This window comes from Vibrio campbellii CAIM 519 = NBRC 15631 = ATCC 25920 (genome assembly GCF_002163755.1).
Classification (GTDB): domain Bacteria; phylum Pseudomonadota; class Gammaproteobacteria; order Enterobacterales; family Vibrionaceae; genus Vibrio; species Vibrio campbellii.
Map to the genome: position 1 here is coordinate 1,575,238 of NZ_CP015864.1, position 23,056 is coordinate 1,598,293.

Consider the following 23,056-nt stretch of genomic DNA (forward strand, 5'->3'; position numbering starts at 1 on the left):
GATCTGAAGATTTTTGGTTGCGTAAGTCTATGTTTTAAATGGTTATTTCAAAGTGGCATTCTGGAACTATGATCATGAATATTCCGAAACGATGATCAATAAATCCCTGAAAGCATGATCACAAAGTCTCGTAAGCATGATCATTAAGTTTCTGAAAAGATGATCAAAAAGGTCCTGAAACGATGATCATGATTTTTGTACAACTTATCCACAGAAATACCGTGAAGGCTTGGAAAAGTTTGTTCTGATTTGCTGTAAAGCAAGGGCATTTTACCTTCGGATCAATGATCAAGAGCGTCGCTTTCCATCGTTCTGCAATGAACTGTGAATACAATTTACGCAAATGCTGAAATATTCCTCAGTTTTAAGCTGGCCGCCTTGTTCCTTGCTGCTATCTAGAAATTGGCGGAAGCATGATCATGATATCGCGTTCTACATTTTTGTTTTCGATTTATTTTCATCTTTCCACGTTTTTATCTCTGATTTTGCCTCTATCCCCCAGTCTATCTGCATTCAGCCGTAAATTGACCGTGAAAAATCATGCTTCCGAGGACAAAACACACTTGATCATTTTTCCAGTAAATTGATCGCATTGAAAAATCAATGTGTGGCGTAAAAGGGCACATAACTTCCTTGATCATGCTTTCGTATTTTCTGTTCTTACCGGAAGTATGATCATGAAGACTCCTTGATCATACTTCCGTTTAATATCGCTGTTTTACATGCCTAAACATACAGGACGCATGATCAAGGCTGGTTTTCCTTGTATTTTTAAATTAAAACGCTGAGCCACCATCAAACACTAGATTCATCTCACACTATCCGTAATTTAGTGCCTTTTTATAATCGTTCCGGAAAAACATTAGATTTACATTGTAAATACGTGACAGTGTGACATTTTTATTCTTTCAGGGTGTGAAGCACTTTATTCGCATAGATTTGATTAAATTTTGTGATGTTTTTAAGGTGAAATCATAAAACAGGCTTTTGTGAGTATTTTTTATGTGATGGTTATTCAAAATGTTCGTGCACCTTTTTGTTGTTTTAGGATTGCAGTGCTGTACAATTAAAAACAGATATCCTTCCAACGGAATTTGGCATGAAAAGAGAAACAACGATTGAAAATCTCCAAGAGTTAGCGGAACTTACCCAACAAGTTCAAGCTGACCGTATTGAGATTGTTTTGGAAGAGCGTAGTGACAACTACTTCCCACCAATGTCTAAGGCAATGATGGAAACCCGTTCAGGTTTGACTCGCCGTAAGCTGGACGATGCTATCGGTAAGATGGAAGCGGAAGGTCATCAATTTACAAAGAATAATGCCAACCATTATTCAATCACGCTTGAAGAAGCGCACATGCTAATGGATGCGGCAGAAGTTCCTAAATTCCATGAACGCAAAAAGAATTCTGAAAACAAACCGTGGATCATCAACGTACAAAACCAAAAGGGTGGTACGGGTAAATCGATGACAGCGGTTCACTTAGCGGCATGTCTGGCGCTAAACCTAGATAAGCGCTACCGCATTTGTTTGATTGACCTTGACCCTCAAGGCTCTCTGCGTCTGTTCTTGAACCCACAAATCAGTGTGGCAGAGCACGACAACATCTATTCTGCAGTTGATATCATGCTTGGTAACGTGCCAGATGGCGTTGAAATCGATCGTGAGTTTCTACACAAGAACGTGCTGTTGCCAACGCAATATCCGAACTTGAAGTCGATTTCTGCTTTCCCAGAAGACGCAATGTTCAATGCAGAAGCGTGGCAAACATTATCTGAAGATCCATCTCTAGACATCGTTCGTCTGTTGAAAGAGCAGTTGATTGACAAAATCGCGAATGACTTCGACGTGATTATGATTGATACCGGTCCACACGTTGACCCGCTAGTATGGAACGCAATGTACGCATCAAACGCGCTATTGATTCCTTGTGCAGCGAAGCGTCTTGACTGGGCTTCAACAGTAAACTTCTTCCAACACCTTCCAACGGTTTACGAGATGTTCCCAGAAGATTGGAACGGTCTTGAATTTGTTCGTTTGATGCCAACTATGTTTGAAGACGACAACAAGAAGCAAGTTTCTGTTCTTACTGAAATGAACTATCTTCTAGGTGACCAAGTTATGATGGCCACCATTCCTCGTAGTCGCGCATTCGAAACCTGTGCTGACACCTACAGCACCGTGTTTGATTTGACCGTAGGCGACTTCGAAGGTGGTAAGAAAACACTCGCTACTGCACAAGATGCGGTACATAAGAGTGCACTAGAACTAGAGCGTGTACTGCACTCTAACTGGCCGTCACTGAATCAGGGGTAATGAATAAATGGCATTGAAAACGTCAGAATTAAACGCGAAATTATTTGGTAAAACCAATAAGCGTCGTGTTGCGACACCTCAAGAAGCGCAAACGGCAGCAAAAGACAAAGCACAAACCATCGAACTTTCTGTAGCTGGTGAGAGTACGGTTCAATTTGAATTGGTGCGCATTCCTGCAGATAAAGTGGCGACAGACACTAGCGTATTTGCAGAGAACGCTCGTGAGCAATCTTTCCTAAACGAACACGCTTTATCTGATGTGTTGGTGACGTTGAAAGAACGTGGTCAACAGTATCCGGCTGTTGGTCGTCGCACTGAAGATGGCAAGATTGAAGTATTAGACGGTAGCCGCCGTCGTATGTCTTGTATCTTAGCAGGGCAGGATTTCTTGGTTTACGTTGGTGACGGCATCAACACAGACCACGCGAAATTCCTTTCTGATGTTGCAAACGCGCACAAGCCACTGTCTCTATACGAAAAAGGTAAAGAGATGCAGGCGAAGCTTGAAAGTGGCGAAGCTGAAGACCAAAAAGCGTTGGCAAAAATGTTCCAGTGCAGTGAAGCATTGGTGAGTGGCGCATTAAAAGCCGCTGCACTTCCACTTGAACTTCTGCAAGCTTACCCGAATGTTGGTGATTTAGGTCGTCCAACGATTGTTAAGCTGCATAAGCAATTCTCGACGTTGAACGGCGAACAACAACAAAACTTGTTGGATAAGTGTCGTACGTCGGAAGGTTATTTGTGGCAGCGCAGTACAGCTCAAGGTGTGGCTCGTCTTACTAAAGAAGTGACAGAAAGCATCGAAAGCTGGATTGCAGAATTAGCGCCTGCGAAGCCGGCTAAGAAAGCAGAAAAAGTCGATTTAGTTAAAGGTCGTGCAAGCTACAGCCGTAAAGGTAACAACCTTGCTCTTAACTTGAAGAAAGTAGACGACAGCTTGATGGAAGAAATTCTGGCTTTCGTTGAGAGCAAAATGAAGTAAACCTCTTCTTGTTTGAAACCGCCTCCGGGCGGTTTTTTTATGTCTGCAATTTGGCGAAGTATCCATGAATCCAGATGTGATAACATGGCGTCAGTTCAACGCTTGGATACACGTAATGCTTGCACAATCTGAATTCCTTTCTCAGCTTCAGCTCCAATCTTACAAAGCCTTTCAACGTAATGGCGTGGTGATTTATGGTGATGCCGATTGGCAAAACGCCTTGATTACCGACTTCCATCAAAAGCAGCAAAATCAGACTTGGTTTTGCGTAGGGGAGTGGCAACTAGAAAATGCCCACTGCGTAAATTCAAAACAAGGAAATATGCTGCTCGGCCGCGAGTGTGACGTTTTGCTGTTTGATGCGAGAAAAGAGCTTGATGCAAACAGTTTTACTTCGGCTCTTGGCGCGCTCGTCGGCGGTGGGCTATTGATTGTGGTTGCCAATAAAAACCAAGAGGCGAATGAAGCGGGACTGTGGCTGCAAACACAATGGCAACAACTCACCGTGATTGAGGAGAATTTGTCATTACCCCCATTGCCAGCTTTCATCCAAGCGGAAAAAGCGCACCAGTATAGCGAGCAAACTGAAGCGGTTTCTTTTATCGAAAAAGTGGTTACTGGGCATCGCAAACGTCCTTTAGTTTTAACCGCCGATCGTGGTCGAGGAAAAACCAGCGCGCTAGGTATTGCATGCGCGCATCTTCTAGAGCAAAAGCCATTACGAATTCTCGTCACAGCGCCAAGCATCAAAGCGGTTGAACCTGTTTATCAGCACGCGCAGAGAATGCTATCAACAGCAGAGCGCGTTAAGAAAGACCGATTAGAAGCGGGGCAGGGCTACATTCAGTTCATCGCACCGGATGAATTACTCTCAGCTTTACCTGAGTGTGATTTGTTGTTGGTTGATGAAGCTGCTGCCATTCCGGTTCCTATGCTTAAGCAGATTACTGAGCAATATCATCGTCTCGTGTTCTCAACCACCATTCATGGTTATGAAGGTTGTGGCCGTGGCTTCACGCTTAAGTTTGTCGATTGGCTACAAAAGCAAAGACCAGGAATGAAGCTTTGTCATCTTCAACAACCTATTCGATGGGCAGTAAATGACAACTTGGAATCTTGGTTGTACCAAGCATTTTTATTGGATGCAGAACTTATCCCGAGCCAACCTGCCGAGCTTGGCGATATTTCATTAATCAATCTCCGTAAGTCAGCGTTGATTTCTAATCCTTCCGTATTGAAAACGTGCTTCGCGTTACTCGTGAATGCACATTATCAAACTTCGCCAAATGATTTGTTGCATCTTTTGCAGGATGAGCATTGCCAGATTTACGTAGCTCAGAATAATAATGAAATCGTTGGGGTGATGTTAACGGTGGAAGAGGGCAACCTCGATTCGAATCTCGTTAAAGATATTCAGCTTGGGAAACGTCGTCCGAAAGGACATCTGACGCCAGTGACCCTCATCAATCAACTTGGTTACGCTGATGTGGGTGCGCTTTCTACTTTGCGAGTGATGCGAATTGCAGTTCATCCAGACTTGCAAGGTCAGGGGATTGGCCAACAAATGTTGAAGCTGCTGGAACAAACTACGGCGCCACATATCTCTTATTTGTCCACCAGCTTTGGCGCAACAGAAGAACTGATTGCGTTTTGGAAGCTATCTGGTTTTGAATCCATTCGTCTTGGAAGTATGCGAGATGCGGCAAGTGGGTGTTACTCGTTGTTGATGGTTCGTCAATGTGGCTCACAACAAACTTGGATAAACGAAGCCAAGTTGCTATTCGAAGAACTGTTGCCATTGAGTGCAGCGTCTACCTATCCTAAGTTAGAGCCAAGTTTGCTTCGCGCGCTATTACCAACCTCGGTATCTACTTGCCCGTCCCATTTAACGAAGCGCACTTTAATCGAGTGTTATGCTCAAGGTGGTAATAACTTTGAATCGGTCTCTGTTTGGATTCAGCAATGGTTACTGCAATGTGGTTTGGCTGATGTGTCTGACTTGATGATCAGTAAATTATTCTTAAACAAAGACTGGAGTGAGTGCGCTAAGCAATATGGCTTGCCGGGACGTAAGCAGGTTGAAGCACATATAAGAAACGAGCTACAAGTTTTGATAGCTAAATTTACAGTGTAAACAGAGCAAGTAATTTACACTGTAAAGTAGCTTTGAAAGGGGGAGGGTTTACACTGTAAATCCTCCCTTTTGATTTGGCACTTTTTAGTCAAGGTCTACGGCAAGGTGTAAAGACGATCTCAATTTACACTGTAAATGGGAACTCGTTCTTTTGAATGATATTGATATTTGAGCTAAATAAGCAATTCGTAGTCTAGTCAGTATGGCCATTAAGCATACCTCCACTTTTATTCATATATCGCTTGCTATGTACCAGTCAAACTTAGGTAGTGTGGCTAATAAATGAATCCAAACTCGATTTAGAAATTCTGTGTTTGTCTGCCTCAAGCTCAGAAATTGCCGGGCATCCTTTAGTGATGTGAGCCTAATTCTGAGAATTGAGAGGTTTGTTCAGAAAATAATTTTGGTTAGACTGAGATAAGTGATGGGTAGCAATGGATTGCTTATGTGGAAAATATGCCTTGAGTGGTCAGAAGACAGAACGAGGATTTTTGCCCGCCTACCAGAAGATGTTGAACTGGAAAGTGAGCTAAATCAAAAGGAATTGCCAGAGCAGCTTCAAACGATGGAGGCGAGTCAGGCATTTGTTGATGAAGCTGAAGTCGTTCGATTTATTAACTGTGTTCGTGAGCGTAAAGCAGAAGCATACGAAGGCATCGTCGTCGCACAGATTAAGAATGCTCAGGTAGACGTTGAACTGTTGAACAACGACATGCTTGCTAGTATGAACATCACTGGCGCTTATGGTGGCCGCGGTTTGTGTGGTCCTGAAATCGTTCAAGCGCTTGCTCATGCGCAAGTGTTGAAAGGCATCAACAAATTGGCGCTCAAAAAAGTCATGGTCGTCAGTAATCAACTTAAACCCGGAGAAACCTTCACTCAACCCGTCGCTGTTGGTAAACAACCAACTAAAGGTAAAGACGCTATCTTTTCGCCTCTCGTCAAAGACATCACCAAACGTATCCTCAAGCCGAAAGAAGGCCAAACCACTTGTGATAAGATTGATTTACGTAACTTAGGTGAAACCATCGCCGTTGATATTGGCGACGAGGTCATGCGTCGAACGCCTGCTACCAAGGGTATTCCTGGCTTTACTGTGCAAGGTCGCGTGATTCCTCCTCAAGCAGGCAAAGACAGCCCTATCAAACCGGGTAAAGGAACCGAAATCAGCAAATCCGATCCTAACCTTCTTATCGCTTCTGTGTCTGGTACGCCTCTCATCAAAGACAAAACCATTGAAGTTGATAATGCGCTGTGTCTGAACAGTGTGGGCGTAAATACCGGACACGTTAAGTTTAAAGGCAACGTCATCATTGGCGGCAATATTGAATCTGGCATGATCGTTAAAGCGACCGGCTCTATTACCGTTGGTGGCTTTATTGAATCCGCGGACGTGCAAGCTGAAGGCGACATCCAAGTCGCGAAAGGCATTATTGGCCACACAGTGAGTGATGGTCAGCCGAAGAGTTGCCACGTTCGAACCAAAACATCGATTCGTGCCAGTTACGCTCAGTATTGTGAATTGCAGTCTGGCGAAGACATAGAGCTGGCTGTGCACAGTATGAATAACGACATTGTGTGTGGACGCAACCTGACGGTACTTGATGCCAGCGGTAAAAACGGCACTTTAAGCGGTGGTGATGCCAAAGTAGGAAGTAAGGTACTTTGTTCTCAGCTTGGTGTAGAAGGTGATACAGCAACGAAAGTCGAAGCTTTTGCCTGTTACGCTGTATTCAAAGAGCGTATTGCCAAATTAAAAGAAGAATACAAGTCCGCCCAAGAAGGCACGATGGATGTGATTCGTAAGGAGCTTGAATTTAAGAAGCGACCTAAAGCAGAGCGTGCTGATGAAGAGCAAGCTCAAATCGAAGTATTAAAAGCACAAAACAATGAGCGTCTTGATCAGGTTAAACAGAAGCTAGAACACACAGAGCACGACTTTGAGGTCTCATTGGAAGAGAATATTGTCGAAGCCAAAGATCGCGTGTTTACCCGTGTTACGGTGCAATTTGGAGACGAACAGGTGACAACCAAGCGCACCCATGGCGGTTGTGTGTTTAGCTTTAACCAATACGAAATCAAAGTGGCGGCAAATTTAGAGGAAGAAGACTTCGTCGCGATTTAACTCTTTAATTGGAAGATTGAAAAAAGCCCGTGTATTGAGAGATACACGGGCTTTTGTTTTTAAACGTTAGGCAATGTGTTCTTGGTAGTAAGCACCAAGCGCACGTACATCACTGCTGCACATTATCTTCATTGCTTGTTTAATATGGTTAATGGGCCAATCCCACCATTTTATTTCTGACAACATGGCAACGCATTCGTCGTCAAAGCGCTGGCGAACAATATGATTGTGACCAACAACAATCGAGTAGGGCGGGACATCTTTAGTGATGACTGAGCGCGCACCAATCACGGCACCATCTCCAATCTTCACGCCCGGCATGATCATCGCTTCGCTGCCAATCCACACGTCATTACCAACTATGGTATCACCTGCGCGTTCAAAGCCGCTTTGTACATCTTCTCCAAACTCTTCAGGAGAGAATGGAAAGGTCGAAATCCAATCTACCCGGTGGCCTTGATTGCCAGCCATCATAAAGGTCGCGCCAGAAGCGATTGAACAGAACTTGCCAATGATCAGCTTGTCCACTTCGCCATAAGCGCTATCTTGCCACTCTTGTTGGGTAACGCTGTCGCCCATCAAATAACGAACTGATTGATCTTCAAATGTTTTACCGTGATAAAACCCCGAGTAATAACTGTAATCTCCTACCTCAATATTCGGGTTGGTGACATGTTCTTTGATCACTTGCCCTTTTAACCAAGTATCGAACGCATTCATTCGTAATTCTCCGTTCCAATTTTAAGTTGTAAGCAGTGTAGAGCCATTCTATTATTTCCAGTAGATTATTTTTAGAGATTCATAATTACCATATGGAAATAAAGTGGCTAAGCTACGTGCCGATGTACATCGCTCTCTGTGAAGAGAAGAGTATTGCTGGTGCGGCGAAAAAACTGCGTTGCTCAAACGCACACGCGAGCCGTCAATTGAGGCAGTTAGAAGAGATTCTGTCAGTACAGTTGATTCAACGTACAACAAGGCAATTTAATCTAACTTACGATGGGCTGCGCTTTTATCAGCAAGTAAAGGGCTTGATGGATGGGGCAGAGCAGATTAATGAACAAGTGATGGAAAGTGACCGAGTCGCCGGGCATTTGCGCATCGCGGCATCGGCGTCATTTGGTGCGGTGTTATTGAACCGAGCCTTGATCGAGTTTCGCCAATTATATCCGGAAGTGACGTTCGAAGTGATCTTTTCAGAAACGCCTTTGGATCTTATTGAGTCTGGCTTTGATGTGGCGTTTTTCTTCACAAACAATCCACCCGAGGGCTATATTGGCCACCATCTGCGCTCTTTACACTGTAAACCGTTCGCACACAAAGCGTACTTGTCTAACAAACCAAGCATAGCTACGCCGGAAGATCTTTCTCTGCTTGACCACATTGTGTATCGCAATGAAGCGTTAAACCTCGATACGTGGCACTTCCATCATATGGAAACCAAACAAAAAGTTTCAGTGGTTTTGCAAAGTGTACTCAGCTTTAATTTGGTTCAATCCATGCTAGAAGCCACTCTTGCGGGATGTGGGGTTGCAATGTTAGATGAATTCGCATTGGAGAAACTTAGCGGTGAAGAGCGATCGCAACTCGTGCCGTTACTCCCTGAATGGAAAACGGATGCGATCCTACCGCTCTATATTCTTTATCCTAAACGTGAGCATTTACCAAAGCGAACGCAGGCGTTTATTGAGCATTTCAAACAGCAATCATTTTAAGCAGTAATCATTTGAAACTGACAGGTTGTCTTGAGTGTGCAGCTCTCTTCGCAAGACGTGCAGATTGCGATTTCTTTTTCAGGAGAACGCAAAGAGATTCTGGTGGCTGCGGAAGCGGCGAAAGAGCAGGGAGCAAAAGTGATTGCTTTGTCAGCTCCGGGGAGAAGCCGATTGAGAGACATTGCCGACATCACGTTTGATACCATCGCCAATGAAACAGAGCATCGCAGCTCTTCCATTGCTTCACGTACGGCACAAAACGTGATTACGGATCTGCTGTTTATTATTTTGGTGCAGCAAAGAGATGAAAGCGCGCGTCAGTTGATCAGTGATATCAGTACCGATATCAAGCAAATCCTTACTTGATCGCTTCGTATCGCTAGAAATTAAAGATCTGGATCGTGCTGCAATAAAGCAATAAATGCATCGAGATGCTTTTCTATTGTGAGATCTGCTGAGATCGGGGGCAATTCCACGGTAATACATGGTAGCTGGCGTTCATTGCACCAAGTTCCGAAAGACCCTGGTGTTTCGTATTCAACATCGTCAACGATAGGCAAATTGAATTGCTTGCCGAGCCATTTGGCCAAATCAGAATGAGCAGGGTCGTCGACAAACGCTAATGGTTCATGAAACGAGACCACAAATTTTGGTCTGCGCAGTTCAATCAAACTAATTAGTGCGTCAACTTCTGGTTCTAGCTGTTCTTTGTTGCCTGTTTTTACTGTCACATCTCGAACCGGTGTATGTGAGCTCCAGCGATAGACTGTGCCGTGCTCTGTCCAATTTTGTGTAGGAAACGCACGGTTTAGATCGACTTGATTGGCATTGGCTCGTGTACCCAGTTGGTTTGCGTCTGGGTTCATCGATAAAATCACATCGTGTTTCAGACACTCCGCTGGCAAGCTTCTTAACGCGCACGACAATCCGGCGATTGAGGCTGTCTCATCGCCGTGTGTCCCCGCGAGAATAAGGCCTCGCGAGTTACTTTCTGCTTGTGCTGGGAAGTACAACAACGGCGCGCCCAGTACCGATTTTCCATATGATGTTGGCGTAATTAAAAATGCCGCTCTTTCCGTTCTTGGAATTAGACTCACCGTAATCTCCTGATTGTTCGAGTAGTATCTATTTATCACTCAAGCTATATGTAACTCATGTTACAGCCGTTGAACTTAGCATCTTGAGATTACTCGGATATAAACTGAACACTTAAAGTTCGTCAATGCTTGTATGATGAATAGTGGTACTTGCTTCAAAAGACGTGTTAGGAGAACGAAAAACGATATGGATTTTAAAAAGCATTCAACAGCGTTGCTGGTTTCCTCTTTATTGACCCCATTTTTATCCGCTTCAGCTTTAGCTGACTCTTTACCTGACGGTGTGCAACTCGCACCAGAACAACATTTAGTACGAGCAAACGATGCAGAAGCGGCGACGCTAGACCCTGCAAAAGCCGAAGGCTTACCAGAGATGCACGTAATTCGTGATTTGTTTGAGGGATTAGTCATTCAAGACCGCGATGGCAATATCGTTCCTGGTGTTGCGGAATCTTGGCAAACCAAAGACAACCAAACCTTTGTGTTCCATCTGCGTAAAGACGCCAAATGGTCGAACGGCGATCCTGTGACAGCGGATGATTTTGTCTATTCACTGCGTCGTGCGGTGGATCCGAAAACCGCTTCTCCCAATGTTTGGTATCTCAAACTCACTAAGATCAAAAACATCGCCGACGTAGCAGAAGGTAAAAAGCCACTGGATGATCTTGGTATCACCGCCGTCGATAAACATACTCTGCGCTTCGAACTTGATAGCAAGGTGCCGTACTTTGTCGCAATGACAGACCACACTTCGATGATGCCGGTACACAAAGCAACGGTTGAGAACAGCGAAAAGCCGTGGAGTGACCCACAGCAGTTTGTTGGCAACGGTGCATTTGTTCTGGATAAATGGGTGGTGAATGAGCGCATTGAACTGAAAAAGAGTCCAAATTACTGGGATAGCGTGGATACTCATCTCACTGAAGTGACATACATTCCGTTTGAGAACCAAAACGCATCGATCAATCGCTATGCGGTGGGCGAAGTGGACATTACCTCAGATGTACCAACCCACATGGCGCAAAAGCTGAAGAAAGATTACGAGCAAGCGTATACCGCGGTTCCGCTACTCTGTACTTACTACTACGCGTTTAACACAACACGTCCTCCGTTCGATGATGAGCGAGTTCGTAAAGCTGTGTCTTATTCGATGATGCGTGATGTGATCACGAATGGTGTCACGCAAGTGGGTAACCTGCCTGCTTATACGTTCGCACACCAATACACCGCCGGCTTTGATGCGACTCAGCCAGAATACAGCACATGGACGCAAAAACAGCGTGATGAAAAGGCGCGTGAATTGCTGAAAGAAGCGGGATACGGTGATGGTGAACCGCTTGATTTCAAATTGCTGTACAACACCAGTGAATCGAACAAGGCCATAGCAGTGGCGATTGCTTCTATGTTGAAGAACAACTTGGGCGCGAAAGTCGAATTAGAAAACCAAGAGTGGAAATCTTATCTCGTTGCTCGCAAACAAGGGGACTTTGATGTGATGCGCGCCTCGTGGTGCGGAGATTACAACGAAGCTTCGACCTTCTTGAGTCTACTGCGCTCTGGTTCGTCAGGTAACTTTGCGCGTTACAGCAGTGAAGCCTACGACAAGGCGATGAACAGTGCATTGGCCGCAACCGATGAGAAAGCGCGCCATGGTTTCTATGACCAAGCCGAGCAATTGTTGGCGGCAGATATGCCAATCGCACCGATTTACTACTACATGCAAGCGCGTTTGGTTCGTCCTACGGTCGGCGGCTTTGCCAAGAACAACGTAGAGGGTCGTATCTACTCGAAAGACCTCTACATTAAGAAGTAGCGCTCAAAATAAGCGATAAATATGAAGCCCCGAAGATGTATCTTGCGGGGCTTCTTTTTATTGCTAGCAAGTAGAGAGCTTGTCCACGAGCATTGCGACTCGTTTGCCAAGATATTCTGCTGTTGCAACATCTGAGGCATGCAACTGACCGTCTTCACCGCCTTGAGCAACAATGCCACCTTGCACGCCATATCGGTTCAGATTCTGCTTGCCAGAATTGCTGATCTTATCCAATCCGACCCACATCATGCCGTGTTGGTTAGCGAGCGTTTGTAGGTACTGCAACGTCATTGACTGATCGCCATTCATTGCCCCACCACTGGTAAAGCCAGCCGCGATTTTTCCTGCCCATTTTTGGTAATACCAAGATTCACTGCTTGCATCTGCAAATGCTTTAAACTGCGCCGCTACGCCGCCCATATAGGTCGGTGAGCCAAAGATAATCGCATCGCACTCAGCAAGTTCATCCATTAGGCTAGGGTTCACAAAACGTCCCTCAATAATCTCACTGCCTTCAATACGGTGAGAGAGGATTTCACATTCACCTTGCTGCTGAATGCTTTGTTGTTCAACGCCTGCGGCAATCGCGCGAGCAAGCTGACCAGTAACGTCGGTTTTAGAGAAATAAATAATCGCAATTTTGGACACAACGGTTCCTTTTTCATTGTTGATTTTGAATCATGCGAATAAGGCTAAAACCTCAAGTTTGGTTGAGGTCAAGAAGGTGGCTTGAAATGAGTGAACTAAATGTTTGCTGATTGATTTAAGAGCAATGTAGTTGTTTTTGAAGTAACCGCGATCGCTAACTTATCCGCAGGGGACCTTGTTATTGAGCGGTTTGCTTTCGGGGCGGTAACCGGGAGAACATTCAAGTCCGTTTTGATTAGAGGAGAATTCTACAATGGTGCGGTAAGCGCTGCAGTTTTTAGGATGTTGAATGAGCCTATTAAAGGATTTAGTGGTGATGGTTTAGGGAATCAAAAGGATATTCGTGGTTTGCCAAGAATAGCAAGTTCACAAGTAATTGGCCCTGAAGTTTATTGGTAAGAAAGAGGTGGTGCAACGTACGAGGCAGCACAACTTACGCAATATAGTGGAGTGAGGCAATGTAATTCGGGCTGCATGGTTGTTTGTACTTTTTTTGGTTATCATAACCCTGACAAAATTGGTTCTGAAGCAGTTATTGATATTCCTGGTTTAAGTGAATCGGCTGAAGTGTTAAGCTTCACATCTGAAGTTACGAATAATAATAGAATTAGAGTGATCACAAAATTAGTAGTTGAAAGTAACGGAATCTATGAGGCTATAAATAACATATCTAAGCTAGATGATTTAATTAATTACTGTAAATCAGAATGCAATAACAGGGAGTTTAATTTTGAGCATAAATAGAAAGGTTTTTTGGATTCTTACTATTCTATTTAGTAGGTTTTCATATAGTAATGATCTTTATCTGGATATTTTTAGTGAAGTCCTCAACACTACAAGCTATGATGTATACGATAACCTTGAAGAAATAAAGTATAAAGATGAGTGTAGTTATCACTATATTAAAGGAATGTTTTATTATCGAGGTATCGTGTTTGAACAAAAAATCGATAAGGCTTTATTAAACTTGAAGGTTGCTGGGGATTGCGGTAATAAATACGCCATAAGACAGCTTGTGGCACATTTCTCTGAGGAGAAGTTTTTTTCTGAAGATAGTTTAACGCATTGGTATAAAAAAGGAGATGAATATAACGACCCAATAACTTCAGCAAATTATGCCTACTTTCTATACTATAATGATGAAAATTATGATCATGGTGAAGTTATTAGGTTACTGGAAAAAAGACTGGAGTACAAAAATGCTGCCCCAGCTTTTCCTCTATATATAATGAGCCAGGTGTACTTAAAAGAAAATAATGAATGTAAGACTATGAAATATTTGGTTAAGTCTATAGAGAATGGTGGAGTCGGGTATATAGATGAGTATATCTCCTTGAAAAAGAGGAACACATGTAAGTGATGTTTTTTATTGTCTAAATCAGTTGATTTACGTTCATTACTTTTTCAATGTTGAGTTATAGGCATTTTATTGCTGAAGTACTGGTATTCACGCATATGATAATAATTGTTTTGAAGGCTGGTCTGTTTTAAGACGAATCAAAATTAAACAGGCTCCTAAAGACAGATAACCTTTCATCACAAACAAAAAGCCGATGTAGATACATCGGTTGTTTGTAGGTTATTTCTTTCTTCGGGTATAAATGCGTGAGGTGGTTTTTGGCTCCTCAGACTTGGCTCTTTCTTTTGCCAGTCTTACGACCGCTTTTTGAAGCATCAAGTTGTTCGGGTAAGTAATCAGCATTCAATCTCTAATTTGACTGATGGCGTTGGTACAATAAAAACAATAGGAGAATATAATGAATAGAACAGTAAGACTTTTTAAAATAGGTAGTCTCTTTACGTTTTTCTCCCTATTTTTAGTTTGGCTATTTTGTACAACATCTGATACTAGTACACTTAAGACTGTAAACTTGAGTTTGGATGAGGTGCTTTGTGCTGATTCTAGGGGATGGAGAAATGGGACAAAGGTTGCGATAATTAAAGATAAAAAAAGCAATCTACAATATTATGCAGATAGCCTGTCACCACAGATGTGCAGATGGTTACAAACACAACTTTTAAGTACAACAACACTAACTGCTTCCGGTGCCTATGATGCTAGTTATGATCAGGGAAAAAATATTGAGTTACAACAGATATATTTAGGAAAAGAAATGATCTATCAAGATCAGTATATAACCGAAGCAGGATTTTGTAAGTATATCCCTCTATTAACATGTATATAAATGAACGTATTACAGAAGTATTGGTGCTAGCTCTCGTAGCATAAAGGGTAGAGTTCAGCGATGTAGCGTTGGTATGTCGTGTATAAAAGCGTTATAGGAATATCTTAAAAAGGATGAGTAGATGATCGTTTTATCGAGGGTCGTATCACTGTTTCTACTATTGATGTTGGTAGTTATGCTGCACACCGAGCTTTCAATTAGCGACGGTAATACCAATCTTTATGCTTTCATTCCTTTTGCACTAGTTTACTTATTACCTTTGTTCCCTAATTCGATTCTGGTCAAAATTAAAGTAATAATCATAATGGCTTTCGTGGTCTCAGTGGTGCTGTGTTTCGGTGTTTGGTTAACGTTCCCTGCAACAAGGGGAGCTGTCATCGGTTACTTTTTCGTAATTAACATACCAATATTTTTGACCCTTTATCAGAGGGTGAAAGCGGAATAAAAATAGCTGATGTATACCCGTGATTATGAAGGTGTCTTAGATTCGACATCACTTATCGCTATAGGATAAATAATTTGTGACGATTTTTTTCTTTGCTTGCAGCATCTCTATTTTCTGCATGTATTTAAGGTTCTCCAAGAAGAAGCTTCCTCTAGTTAAAGTGGCGCTATTGGTTTCTGCGATGTGTCATGTTTTTATCATGAAAGAATACTGTGGTGACCTTCAGTTTATACGTTTTGTCTCTTCACTGTTTTTCGCGATTAACTCTGGATTATTTCTGACCACCAAGTGATATTAAAAAGCCGATGTATCTACATCGGCTTTTTCGTGGGCTATTTCTTTCTGCGGGTATAAATGCGTGAGGCGGTTTTTGGCTCCTCAGGCTTGGCTTTTTCTTTTGCCAGCTTTAAGACTGCTTTTTGTAGCATCAAGTTGTTTGGGTATGTGATTAGGTTGCCATTGTCGTGCTTAATCAGCACATGGAACATGCGGATTTCTTGAATCTCACCACTGATGTCTTCGTCTTTATCTACGACTTTAATTCGGTCACCGACGCGGTATGGGAAGACAAAGAAGATCAGAAAGCTTGCTGTGATGTTACTTAGAATCGACCATTGTGCGATGAAAGCCACACCCAATACCGCAAAGATAGACGATAGGAAGAGTGAAACATTGCCGTAGCCAATACCGGTTACGATGGCGAAAAGCGAAGCAAACAAAAACAAGAACGCGACGTTGAAGCAGCGCTGAATAAAGCTCAAGCGCGCTTTGTTTACGCCTTTAGCTTCTGCCAAATTTAGGATCGCACGGTTGGCGATTTTCTTTAGCAAGCGATAAGCGATCAGAATGATGACGCCCATCAACACTTTATAACCGATAGAGCCAGCCGTGAAATACTGACTGATTTGCTCTAAATGTATCCAATGTTTCATTTCTTCAACTCGAGAATATTAAGAAGGCGCGAGTTATAGCCGATTTTGGCTCGCAAGTAATTAATTATTTTCAGTGCAAAGCACGATTATTGCTGAACAAATTTTGACCTGCATCTCAGTTCCGAATTGAGAGGGAATGAACCCTGATATCTGGTATGTCGGCAGCTGCTAATCTAGATCAGTAGCTTGTTGATGTTACGTACAGAGAGGGAATGCAATGGAAGAAGATGAAAGGGCCATCATGGGGTTAGTGGCTATTGTTGGTTTTGTGCTGCTTTGGATATTCCTCGAAGAGTTTGGTTACTTTGGTTTATTAACCCTCTATAAATAAGCCCCGTAAAACTCTGGGTTCGACGGGGCTTTGATTTTCTGCTTATGCGGTTTTAGCTTACGGCGCGAACCTTACCTTGCTTCAAGTCATTCAGCACTTGTGCTTTCGGACCATCAGCAATCACGCTGCCTTTCTCCATCACAATCACACGATCAACAATATCGAGCATTGAGGTTTTGTGCGTAATCAAAATCAGCGTTTCATTTGGTTTTAACTGCGCTAGTTGATGCTTGATGTGCATCTCTGAACGGTTGTCCATTGCGCTGGTTGGCTCGTCCATTAAGAGTACGGGAGGGCGACCCAAGAACGCTCGTGCAATCGTTACAGCTTGACGCTGACCACCAGAGAGCATGCCGCCGCCTTCGCCCACTTGGCGCTCTAGACCCGCAGGATCCGATTGAGTAAAGGCGGTGACACCTGCACGGTTGGCGGCGTCTAAGACATCGCGATCATCGGTGAGCGGACGGCCTAGGGTAATGTTGTCGCGAATAGAACCGAAGAACAGATTCGAATCTTGCGGTACACAGCCGATATTGCGTCGTACGTCCACGTGGTGAAGCTGTTCGATGTCTGTGTCATCAATACGCACGTGACCTTCTGTCGGCTTGTACAGACCCATTATCAAGCGTTCTAGCGTGGTTTTACCCGAACCAATACGACCGATGATTGCGACTTTTTCACCTGGATTAATCGTTAGGCTTAAATCACGAATCGATGCCACTGGCGCATCTGGGTAATGGAAGGTCACACGGTCAATCTCAACCTTACCTTGTACGATAGGACGGTGAATGTAGCGTTTGCCTTCTTCTTGCTCGTCTGGCATTTCCATCACTTGGTTGATGATGGTCATTGAAGATTTCGCTTGGTTGTATCGACTTGAAAGCAAAGAAAGCTGAACCATAGGACCAATCGCTCGACCACTCAGCATGGTTGCAGCAATCAAACCACCCATGGTTAGGTTACCATTGGCAATCAAGTACACGCCTAGAATGATCATGCCGACGTTACTACTTTGCTGCACAAAGCCCGCTGCGTTTTGAATACTGTCGGTGATACGGCGGCTCTTGATGTTCCAGTTTGCCATGTGCGCAACGGCTTCTTCCCAACGGTATTGGAATTGGCTTTGTGCACTTAGCATTTTCACCGTTTCTAAGCCAGATAAGCTCTCAATCAAGTTGGCGTATTTCTGTGAAGCAAGGCGAGAACCTTCTTCAATCGAGCGGCGAAGTGGACCTTGAATCAGCGCCGAGTGAATCATCAGAATCACCACACCAATCATTGGTACGTATACCAGATCGCCCGCCATCAGCCAGATGATGACTAGGAACAAAATTGCGAAAGGTAAGTCAATTAGCGCACTTACCGTGGCCGAGGTGAAGAACTCACGAATGGATTCGAACTCTTGCAAGTGTCGAGCAAAAGCACCCACTGAAGGTGGCTTGGACTCCATTCGGATACCCATCACTTTGCTAAACAGCTTGGAGGAAATCAGGATGTCGGATTTTTTACCCGCAACGTCTATGAAGTAGTTACGCAGCGATTTGAGTAAGAAGTCGAACAGGAACACCACGAAGATACCGCTCGCCAACACCCATAAAGTCTCAAACGCGAGGTTTGGTACTACCTTGTCGTACACCAAGCGAGTGAACATTGGTGCTGCAATGGCAAAGATGTTGATGAGGAGAGAAGCGATAAGTACATCGCGGTAGATGCGTTTCGATTGCCACAAGGTTGACCAAAACCAGTGACCTTCTTTGGTTTTGAGCACTTCGGGAGAGCGCTCGTCATAACGGAATTGCTTTTTAACTAAAAAGTAGCGACCAGTGTACTGCTCAAGTAGGTCTTCTAGCGGGATGGAGATAGGCACCATTCCGCTTTCTAGGTTGGTGATTTCAGCTTCTTGTTTCTCAACATCGATGCTATTGAGAACGCAAGAATCCCCACCTTTTAGAAGTAAGATAGCCGGCAGAATCAGGCTCGAGATCTTGTCTAATTCTGCACGGTTTTCCTTGGCAACCAATCCGGCCCTTTCCGCCGCTCGTGGTAGCAGAAACGGAGTGAGCTTGCCATCAGAGAGCGGAAGGCCGTTAATCAGCGCTTCCGGTGAGTTGGCTAGCCCGAAGTATCGGCTAACGTAAATGAGCGAATTCAGTAAAGGGTCTTTCATCCTTGGTGTACCTTCGTTATTCCTTGTCGACAATGAAGCCTTGGAAGACTTCAACGAAATGCTCGGTTAGGAAATCCAACTGAATCTGTGTTTCAACACGCGATGCAATCGTCGTAATACCCAAGTTGTGAGCGGTACGAGAAATCGATGTCAGCGTGAATTTTTGTTTCTCGTCGTGCAAGTTGTGGGTGAACAGATAATCCAGTTTTACGTAATTCGGGCGGAATTCCTGAATGTACTCAAGTGACTGGAAGTTACGGCCGTAGTTATCAACACCGAACTCCGCACCCGCTTGACGAATCGCATTACACAGCAGAGCAGTGTGGTGCGGATGGTCAATGAAACACGCTTCTGGAAGCTCAAAGTGCAGCATTGGAGCCACTTTTGAGTGCTTCTCTAGCATGCTGGTGGTCCAACGAATGAATGAGGGCTGAGATAAGCTACTTTGGGCAATGTTGATGGCTACTGGTTCTTTTAGTTCGCCACTTTCAAGCATCTTGATCATCGACTCGATGACGTATTGGTCGAAGATGTTGGTTGCTTCTAACTGTTCAAGAGCAAACAAGTATTGGTTCGCACGGTAGGTTTCACCATCTTTTTCGATGCTTGAGAACACCTCATTGTGGAACACTTTACCCCAAGTGTTCTTCGCAGACTGGAAGCGGAATTTGATCCAATCGCTGTGAATCGCTTCTTCAACCAGCGCTTTCCATTGCTGTTTACCCATTAGGTTCGAGGTGTTTTCACCACCCACGAAGCCGTAAGCTTTATCTGGCTGCGCTTTGGCTTTCGATAGGGCGTTATCCACCATCGATAGCACTTCTGTACGAGTTTTCTGATCTTTACTGTGCGCGACACCCAGTGATGCTTTTGGTTTCGCCATGCCAGTAGGATCGGTATTAAGGCCATTCACACAGTTGACGATGCTGTCAGCGAGAATGCGCAACTCGCTCTCATCCATGTGCGGGAATAGTAGACCAAATTCGTCGCTAGACAGACGAGCAATGGTTGCTCCCGGTACATCGATGGTGTTCTTGAGACGTTGAGATAACTCTCTCACGTGGGCATCGGCGCGTTGGTAATCTTTGGTCTCGTAAATGTCACCAATGTACTCAGCATGGAGTAGCGCGATACCCCCTTGCGTTTGCTCTGCCAGCCATTGATCAACTTGGTTGATGTAGAACGAGCGGTTACCCAGTTTGGAGATTGGATCCAGGTAAGCTTGAGCACGCAGACGCTGCGCCTCTTTTGCCTGTTCTTTAAATGACAGTTCGATTTGTGCCGACATTGAGTTGATGCCGTCGACGACTGCGATCAAATCTTTGGTTTTTGGACGAGCCAGTGGGTCGCCAAATTGGTTGTTAGCAATCTCGTGCATTTTCTTCACGATGGCCGCTAAAGGTTTGAGTGAGCGACGTAGGATGTAAGAAATCGCCACTAGACCAGCAAGGAAGATAACGCCAAACGCAGTCAGCAGGCGAACAAAGCCTTGCCACAGCTGGTCGTATGCTGCACCTGGATGGCTGATGATTTCTACCTCTGCAAGCTGCATCCAACCGCTGGTTACCACGCGTTTATCGTGAATGGCTTTGAACAGATTTAAATCGATAAACCATTGCGGCACACTCGTCGGTTTCACCGGGTATGAACGTACAATTTGGTAATCGGAATCTAACGCGGTGAGACGTACGACAGAATAAGTACTGCCGTCGAACAACGCATTAATCACGGATTCAACGGCGACCTTATCTTTGTCTTTTAGATACGGTGCCAGTGCCAAACCAACGGTGTTAATGGTGTTGTTGACCTCTGAACGTTGCTGCTGCTCCAAGCTGTCTCGAGTAGTGTTGAACTGGATTACGAATACTGATGCCATCAAAAGTAAAAAGACCGTAACCATTCCCACTACAAGCTTCTTATATAGGGTCATGTTTTTCACTCGTCATAGTTAATTTTAGGTTTCTTTAACTGCAACTTACGTTCGCGCGAGCGTAAGTCATTCCAAAGGCTCAAACGTGAGGCTTTTCCTGCTAGCTCTCCACTGCTGGCAGAAGACTTCATTAGCCACAAGTTTTTACCATTAAAACTGTAAATCGGTAGTAAGTCGCTACGCTTGGAAGCTCGAACAATTTCTGGGTTGAGATTGTCGAGGATGAGCGGCTCAGAGCTTGGTGTTGGGTAATACGCCAGCACCATGTGAAATTGATTTAGTCTAATCGCTTTTACGTAGACCAAGCGCATTTTTGAATCTGGGATTCCGAGTTCGAGCAATGAGAAATACTTCGCTATCGTGAAGTCTTCACAATCACCGGCATTACTGCCTATAAACTCGAGTGGTGTTGCCCAATAGTCTTTTTTGCCCCACAAATTGATGTCATCGACAAAATAGAGTTGGTTAAAAAAGTTGTTCACATCGGAGAGTTTCTTGTTGTTGCTCTGGACTTGTAAGGAATCCAAATTCTCTCGCCATGTTTTGACGCGCTGCCCTGCGCGTTCACCATAAACTGAAGTGACCGTATCGACCCATCGTTGCTCTTTGCTGTTGAGCGCCCCAATTTGGAACGAAAAACAACTGATGCTGATTAATAATGTAACTTTACGCTTCAATTTGGATGGCATATTCGACTCACATTACAAGTGTACCCTTGAAATGGGTTCATTGGTGAGAAAAGTGCTTTTTATTTAACCACTTGTCATCATATAAGAACACATTGTTTGTACCTTGCAAACACTTACTCCTTCAGTGCGTTGGTTTTGGCGCTCAAAATCGGCTTGAGTAGATATTCTAGTACCGTTCGTTTCCCTGTGATGATATCAACAGATGCCGTCATACCTGGAATGATAGGTAAGTCCGCATCTTGTCCGAAACTGGTTTTCTCTGTGCGTATACGGACGATGTAGAAGCTGTTGCCTTCTTCGTCTTGTGTGGTGTCGGCACTGATGTGTTCCAACTCTCCTTCCAAGCCGCCGTATTTAGTGAAGTCGTACGCAGTGAATTTCACAATCGCATGAAGATCTGGACGCAAGAAAGCGATGTCCTTCGGCGCGATCTTCGCTTCCACTAATAAGGTGTCTTCGGTCGGCACGATTTCTACGATGTCCATACCCGGCTGGATAACGCCACCGACGGTGTTGACGTTCAATGTCTTGATGGTGCCCGTTACTGGAGAAACCACCACAGTTCGGTTCACTCGGTCTTCCAAGCCTACCGCTGATTCGACTAGTGCTGAGAGCTGGTCTTGTGTGCTGTTGAGTTTTTCTTGTTGCTCGGAGCGGAATTTCAACGCGACATCGATACGGTTGAGCATCGATTCACGGATGCCCGATTTGATGACAGGGATCTTCAACTCGCTAGACGTCATTTCTCGACGGGTGTCGTTCACCTGACGTTGAAGCTTTAAGAGTTCAATTCTAGGTACGACACCTTCATCAGCCAGAGGTTTGGTGATATCCAGTTCTTTCTTTGCATAACGATAGCTTTGACGAAGGTTGCCCACACGCGCTTGAATCTCCACCAGATCCTGTTGTTTCTGCTTAACTTGTTGGTCTATGACCGAAATTTGGTTGCGCAGGTTATCCAAGTCTTCGCGGTATTCTGCTTTCTGGCGTTGAGTCAGGCGAGGACGATTCTCTTCAAGTGTTGGCGGGAATGTCAGTTTGCTATAGTCGATAACGACATTTTTTTTCCAGTTGCTGTCGTCAAAGTTACGATTAACTTTGACACTGTTGATTGAGGCTGAAAGATGCAGTACTGAAGCGGTTAAGTTGGCAACTTGCTGTTCACGTTCACGAAAGTCAGAGCGGAAGCGGGTGTCGTCAATCAGCAGCAACTGCTGATCTTTCTGAACTTTTTGACCCTCTTTAACTAATATCTTTTTGACCAAGCCACCTTCTAAGTTCTGCACTACTTGGATTTGAGAAGATGGAATGACTTTGCCTTGGCCTACGGTCACTTTGTCGATCTCAGCCCAAGATGCCCAGCCAATCGCCGCTACAAAAAACAGCACCATCATCCACAGCATTAAGCGGGCACTATTTGGTGTGTTTAAGAGCAAAGCAGCGGTTTTGTCATCGATAAATTCAAGCTCGTCGCTGCTCAGTTTGTTGTAGTTGTCTCGGCTCATCACATTCCTTGTAATATAAAGACGGCTTAACTTTTGATGT

General features: G+C 44.3%; 16 protein-coding genes and 2 pseudogenes. 9 read left to right on the forward strand and 9 right to left on the reverse strand.

What is annotated here, in order from left to right:
• Positions 1-1,099 precede the first annotated feature (1,099 nt).
• From A8140_RS23395 to A8140_RS23410, 4 genes are all read left to right on the forward strand, one after another.
• The gene (locus A8140_RS23395; protein WP_005428912.1) at positions 1,100-2,317 is read left to right on the forward strand and encodes an AAA family ATPase; all 1,218 of its coding nucleotides are present in this window, start codon (positions 1,100-1,102) and stop codon (positions 2,315-2,317) included.
• A 7-nt stretch (positions 2,318-2,324) separates the two neighbouring features.
• On the forward strand, positions 2,325-3,299 hold the full coding sequence (locus A8140_RS23400) for a ParB/RepB/Spo0J family partition protein (RefSeq protein WP_005534379.1): 975 nt from the start codon (positions 2,325-2,327) through the stop codon (positions 3,297-3,299).
• A 115-nt stretch (positions 3,300-3,414) separates the two neighbouring features.
• On the forward strand, positions 3,415-5,433 hold the full coding sequence (locus A8140_RS23405) for a tRNA(Met) cytidine acetyltransferase TmcA (protein ID WP_005534376.1): 2,019 nt from the start codon (positions 3,415-3,417) through the stop codon (positions 5,431-5,433).
• 445 nt (positions 5,434-5,878) lie between these two features.
• On the forward strand, positions 5,879-7,558 hold the full coding sequence (locus tag A8140_RS23410; protein WP_005534373.1) for a DUF342 domain-containing protein: 1,680 nt from the start codon (positions 5,879-5,881) through the stop codon (positions 7,556-7,558).
• Positions 7,559-7,624: 66 nt separating this feature from the next.
• On the opposite strand, the gene A8140_RS23415 is transcribed toward A8140_RS23410, so the two are convergent.
• Complete coding sequence (locus tag A8140_RS23415; protein WP_005534371.1) at positions 7,625-8,278, reverse strand: CatB-related O-acetyltransferase; 654 nt, start codon at positions 8,276-8,278, stop codon at positions 7,625-7,627.
• Between the two features lie 92 nt (positions 8,279-8,370).
• Here A8140_RS23415 and A8140_RS23420 point away from each other — a divergent pair, with 92 nt between their 5' ends.
• Positions 8,371-9,273: a LysR family transcriptional regulator gene (locus A8140_RS23420; protein ID WP_033000451.1), complete on the forward strand. Its 903-nt coding sequence runs from the start codon at positions 8,371-8,373 to the stop codon at positions 9,271-9,273.
• Between the two features lie 39 nt (positions 9,274-9,312).
• Positions 9,313-9,639 (forward strand): annotated as a pseudogene (locus A8140_RS23425) (SIS domain-containing protein); the annotation flags it as partial.
• 20 nt (positions 9,640-9,659) lie between these two features.
• Here A8140_RS23425 and mpaA read toward each other — a convergent pair.
• Complete coding sequence (gene mpaA, locus A8140_RS23430; protein WP_005534365.1) at positions 9,660-10,370, reverse strand: murein tripeptide amidase MpaA; 711 nt, start codon at positions 10,368-10,370, stop codon at positions 9,660-9,662.
• A 187-nt stretch (positions 10,371-10,557) separates the two neighbouring features.
• Here mpaA and A8140_RS23435 point away from each other — a divergent pair, with 187 nt between their 5' ends.
• The gene (locus A8140_RS23435) at positions 10,558-12,183 is read left to right on the forward strand and encodes an ABC transporter substrate-binding protein (RefSeq protein ID WP_005534363.1); all 1,626 of its coding nucleotides are present in this window, start codon (positions 10,558-10,560) and stop codon (positions 12,181-12,183) included.
• A gap of 63 nt (positions 12,184-12,246) precedes the next feature.
• Here A8140_RS23435 and A8140_RS23440 read toward each other — a convergent pair whose 3' ends face one another.
• A complete protein-coding gene (locus tag A8140_RS23440; protein WP_005534360.1) occupies positions 12,247-12,831 on the reverse strand; it encodes a flavodoxin family protein in 585 nt (194 codons plus the stop codon).
• A gap of 730 nt (positions 12,832-13,561) precedes the next feature.
• Between A8140_RS23440 and A8140_RS23450 the strand changes: the two genes are divergently transcribed.
• Entirely contained in the window at positions 13,562-14,191 is a 630-nt protein-coding gene (locus A8140_RS23450) for a hypothetical protein (RefSeq protein WP_038863143.1), read from the forward strand.
• A gap of 219 nt (positions 14,192-14,410) precedes the next feature.
• Here A8140_RS23450 and A8140_RS25745 read toward each other — a convergent pair.
• Positions 14,411-14,530, reverse strand: a pseudogene (locus tag A8140_RS25745) (mechanosensitive ion channel family protein); the annotation flags it as partial.
• Positions 14,531-14,588: 58 nt separating this feature from the next.
• Here A8140_RS25745 and A8140_RS23455 point away from each other — a divergent pair.
• Positions 14,589-15,017: a hypothetical protein gene (locus A8140_RS23455; protein ID WP_005534353.1), complete on the forward strand. Its 429-nt coding sequence runs from the start codon at positions 14,589-14,591 to the stop codon at positions 15,015-15,017.
• A gap of 777 nt (positions 15,018-15,794) precedes the next feature.
• On the opposite strand, the gene A8140_RS23470 is transcribed toward A8140_RS23455, so the two are convergent.
• From A8140_RS23470 to A8140_RS23490, 5 genes are all read right to left on the reverse strand, one after another.
• On the reverse strand, positions 15,795-16,394 hold the full coding sequence (locus A8140_RS23470) for a mechanosensitive ion channel family protein (RefSeq protein WP_005534350.1): 600 nt from the start codon (positions 16,392-16,394) through the stop codon (positions 15,795-15,797).
• Between the two features lie 383 nt (positions 16,395-16,777).
• Complete coding sequence (locus A8140_RS23475; RefSeq protein ID WP_005534347.1) at positions 16,778-18,892, reverse strand: type I secretion system permease/ATPase; 2,115 nt, start codon at positions 18,890-18,892, stop codon at positions 16,778-16,780.
• Positions 18,893-18,908: 16 nt separating this feature from the next.
• Entirely contained in the window at positions 18,909-20,822 is a 1,914-nt protein-coding gene (locus tag A8140_RS23480; RefSeq protein ID WP_038863145.1) for a bifunctional diguanylate cyclase/phosphodiesterase, read from the reverse strand.
• 5 nt (positions 20,823-20,827) lie between these two features.
• Positions 20,828-21,511: a transglutaminase-like cysteine peptidase gene (locus A8140_RS23485; protein ID WP_033000449.1), complete on the reverse strand. Its 684-nt coding sequence runs from the start codon at positions 21,509-21,511 to the stop codon at positions 20,828-20,830.
• A gap of 113 nt (positions 21,512-21,624) precedes the next feature.
• Positions 21,625-23,016 carry an HlyD family type I secretion periplasmic adaptor subunit gene (locus A8140_RS23490; protein WP_005534341.1) on the reverse strand — a complete coding sequence of 464 codons (1,392 nt, stop codon included), beginning with the start codon at positions 23,014-23,016 and terminating at the stop codon, positions 21,625-21,627.
• Between the last annotated feature and the right edge of the window lie 40 nt (positions 23,017-23,056).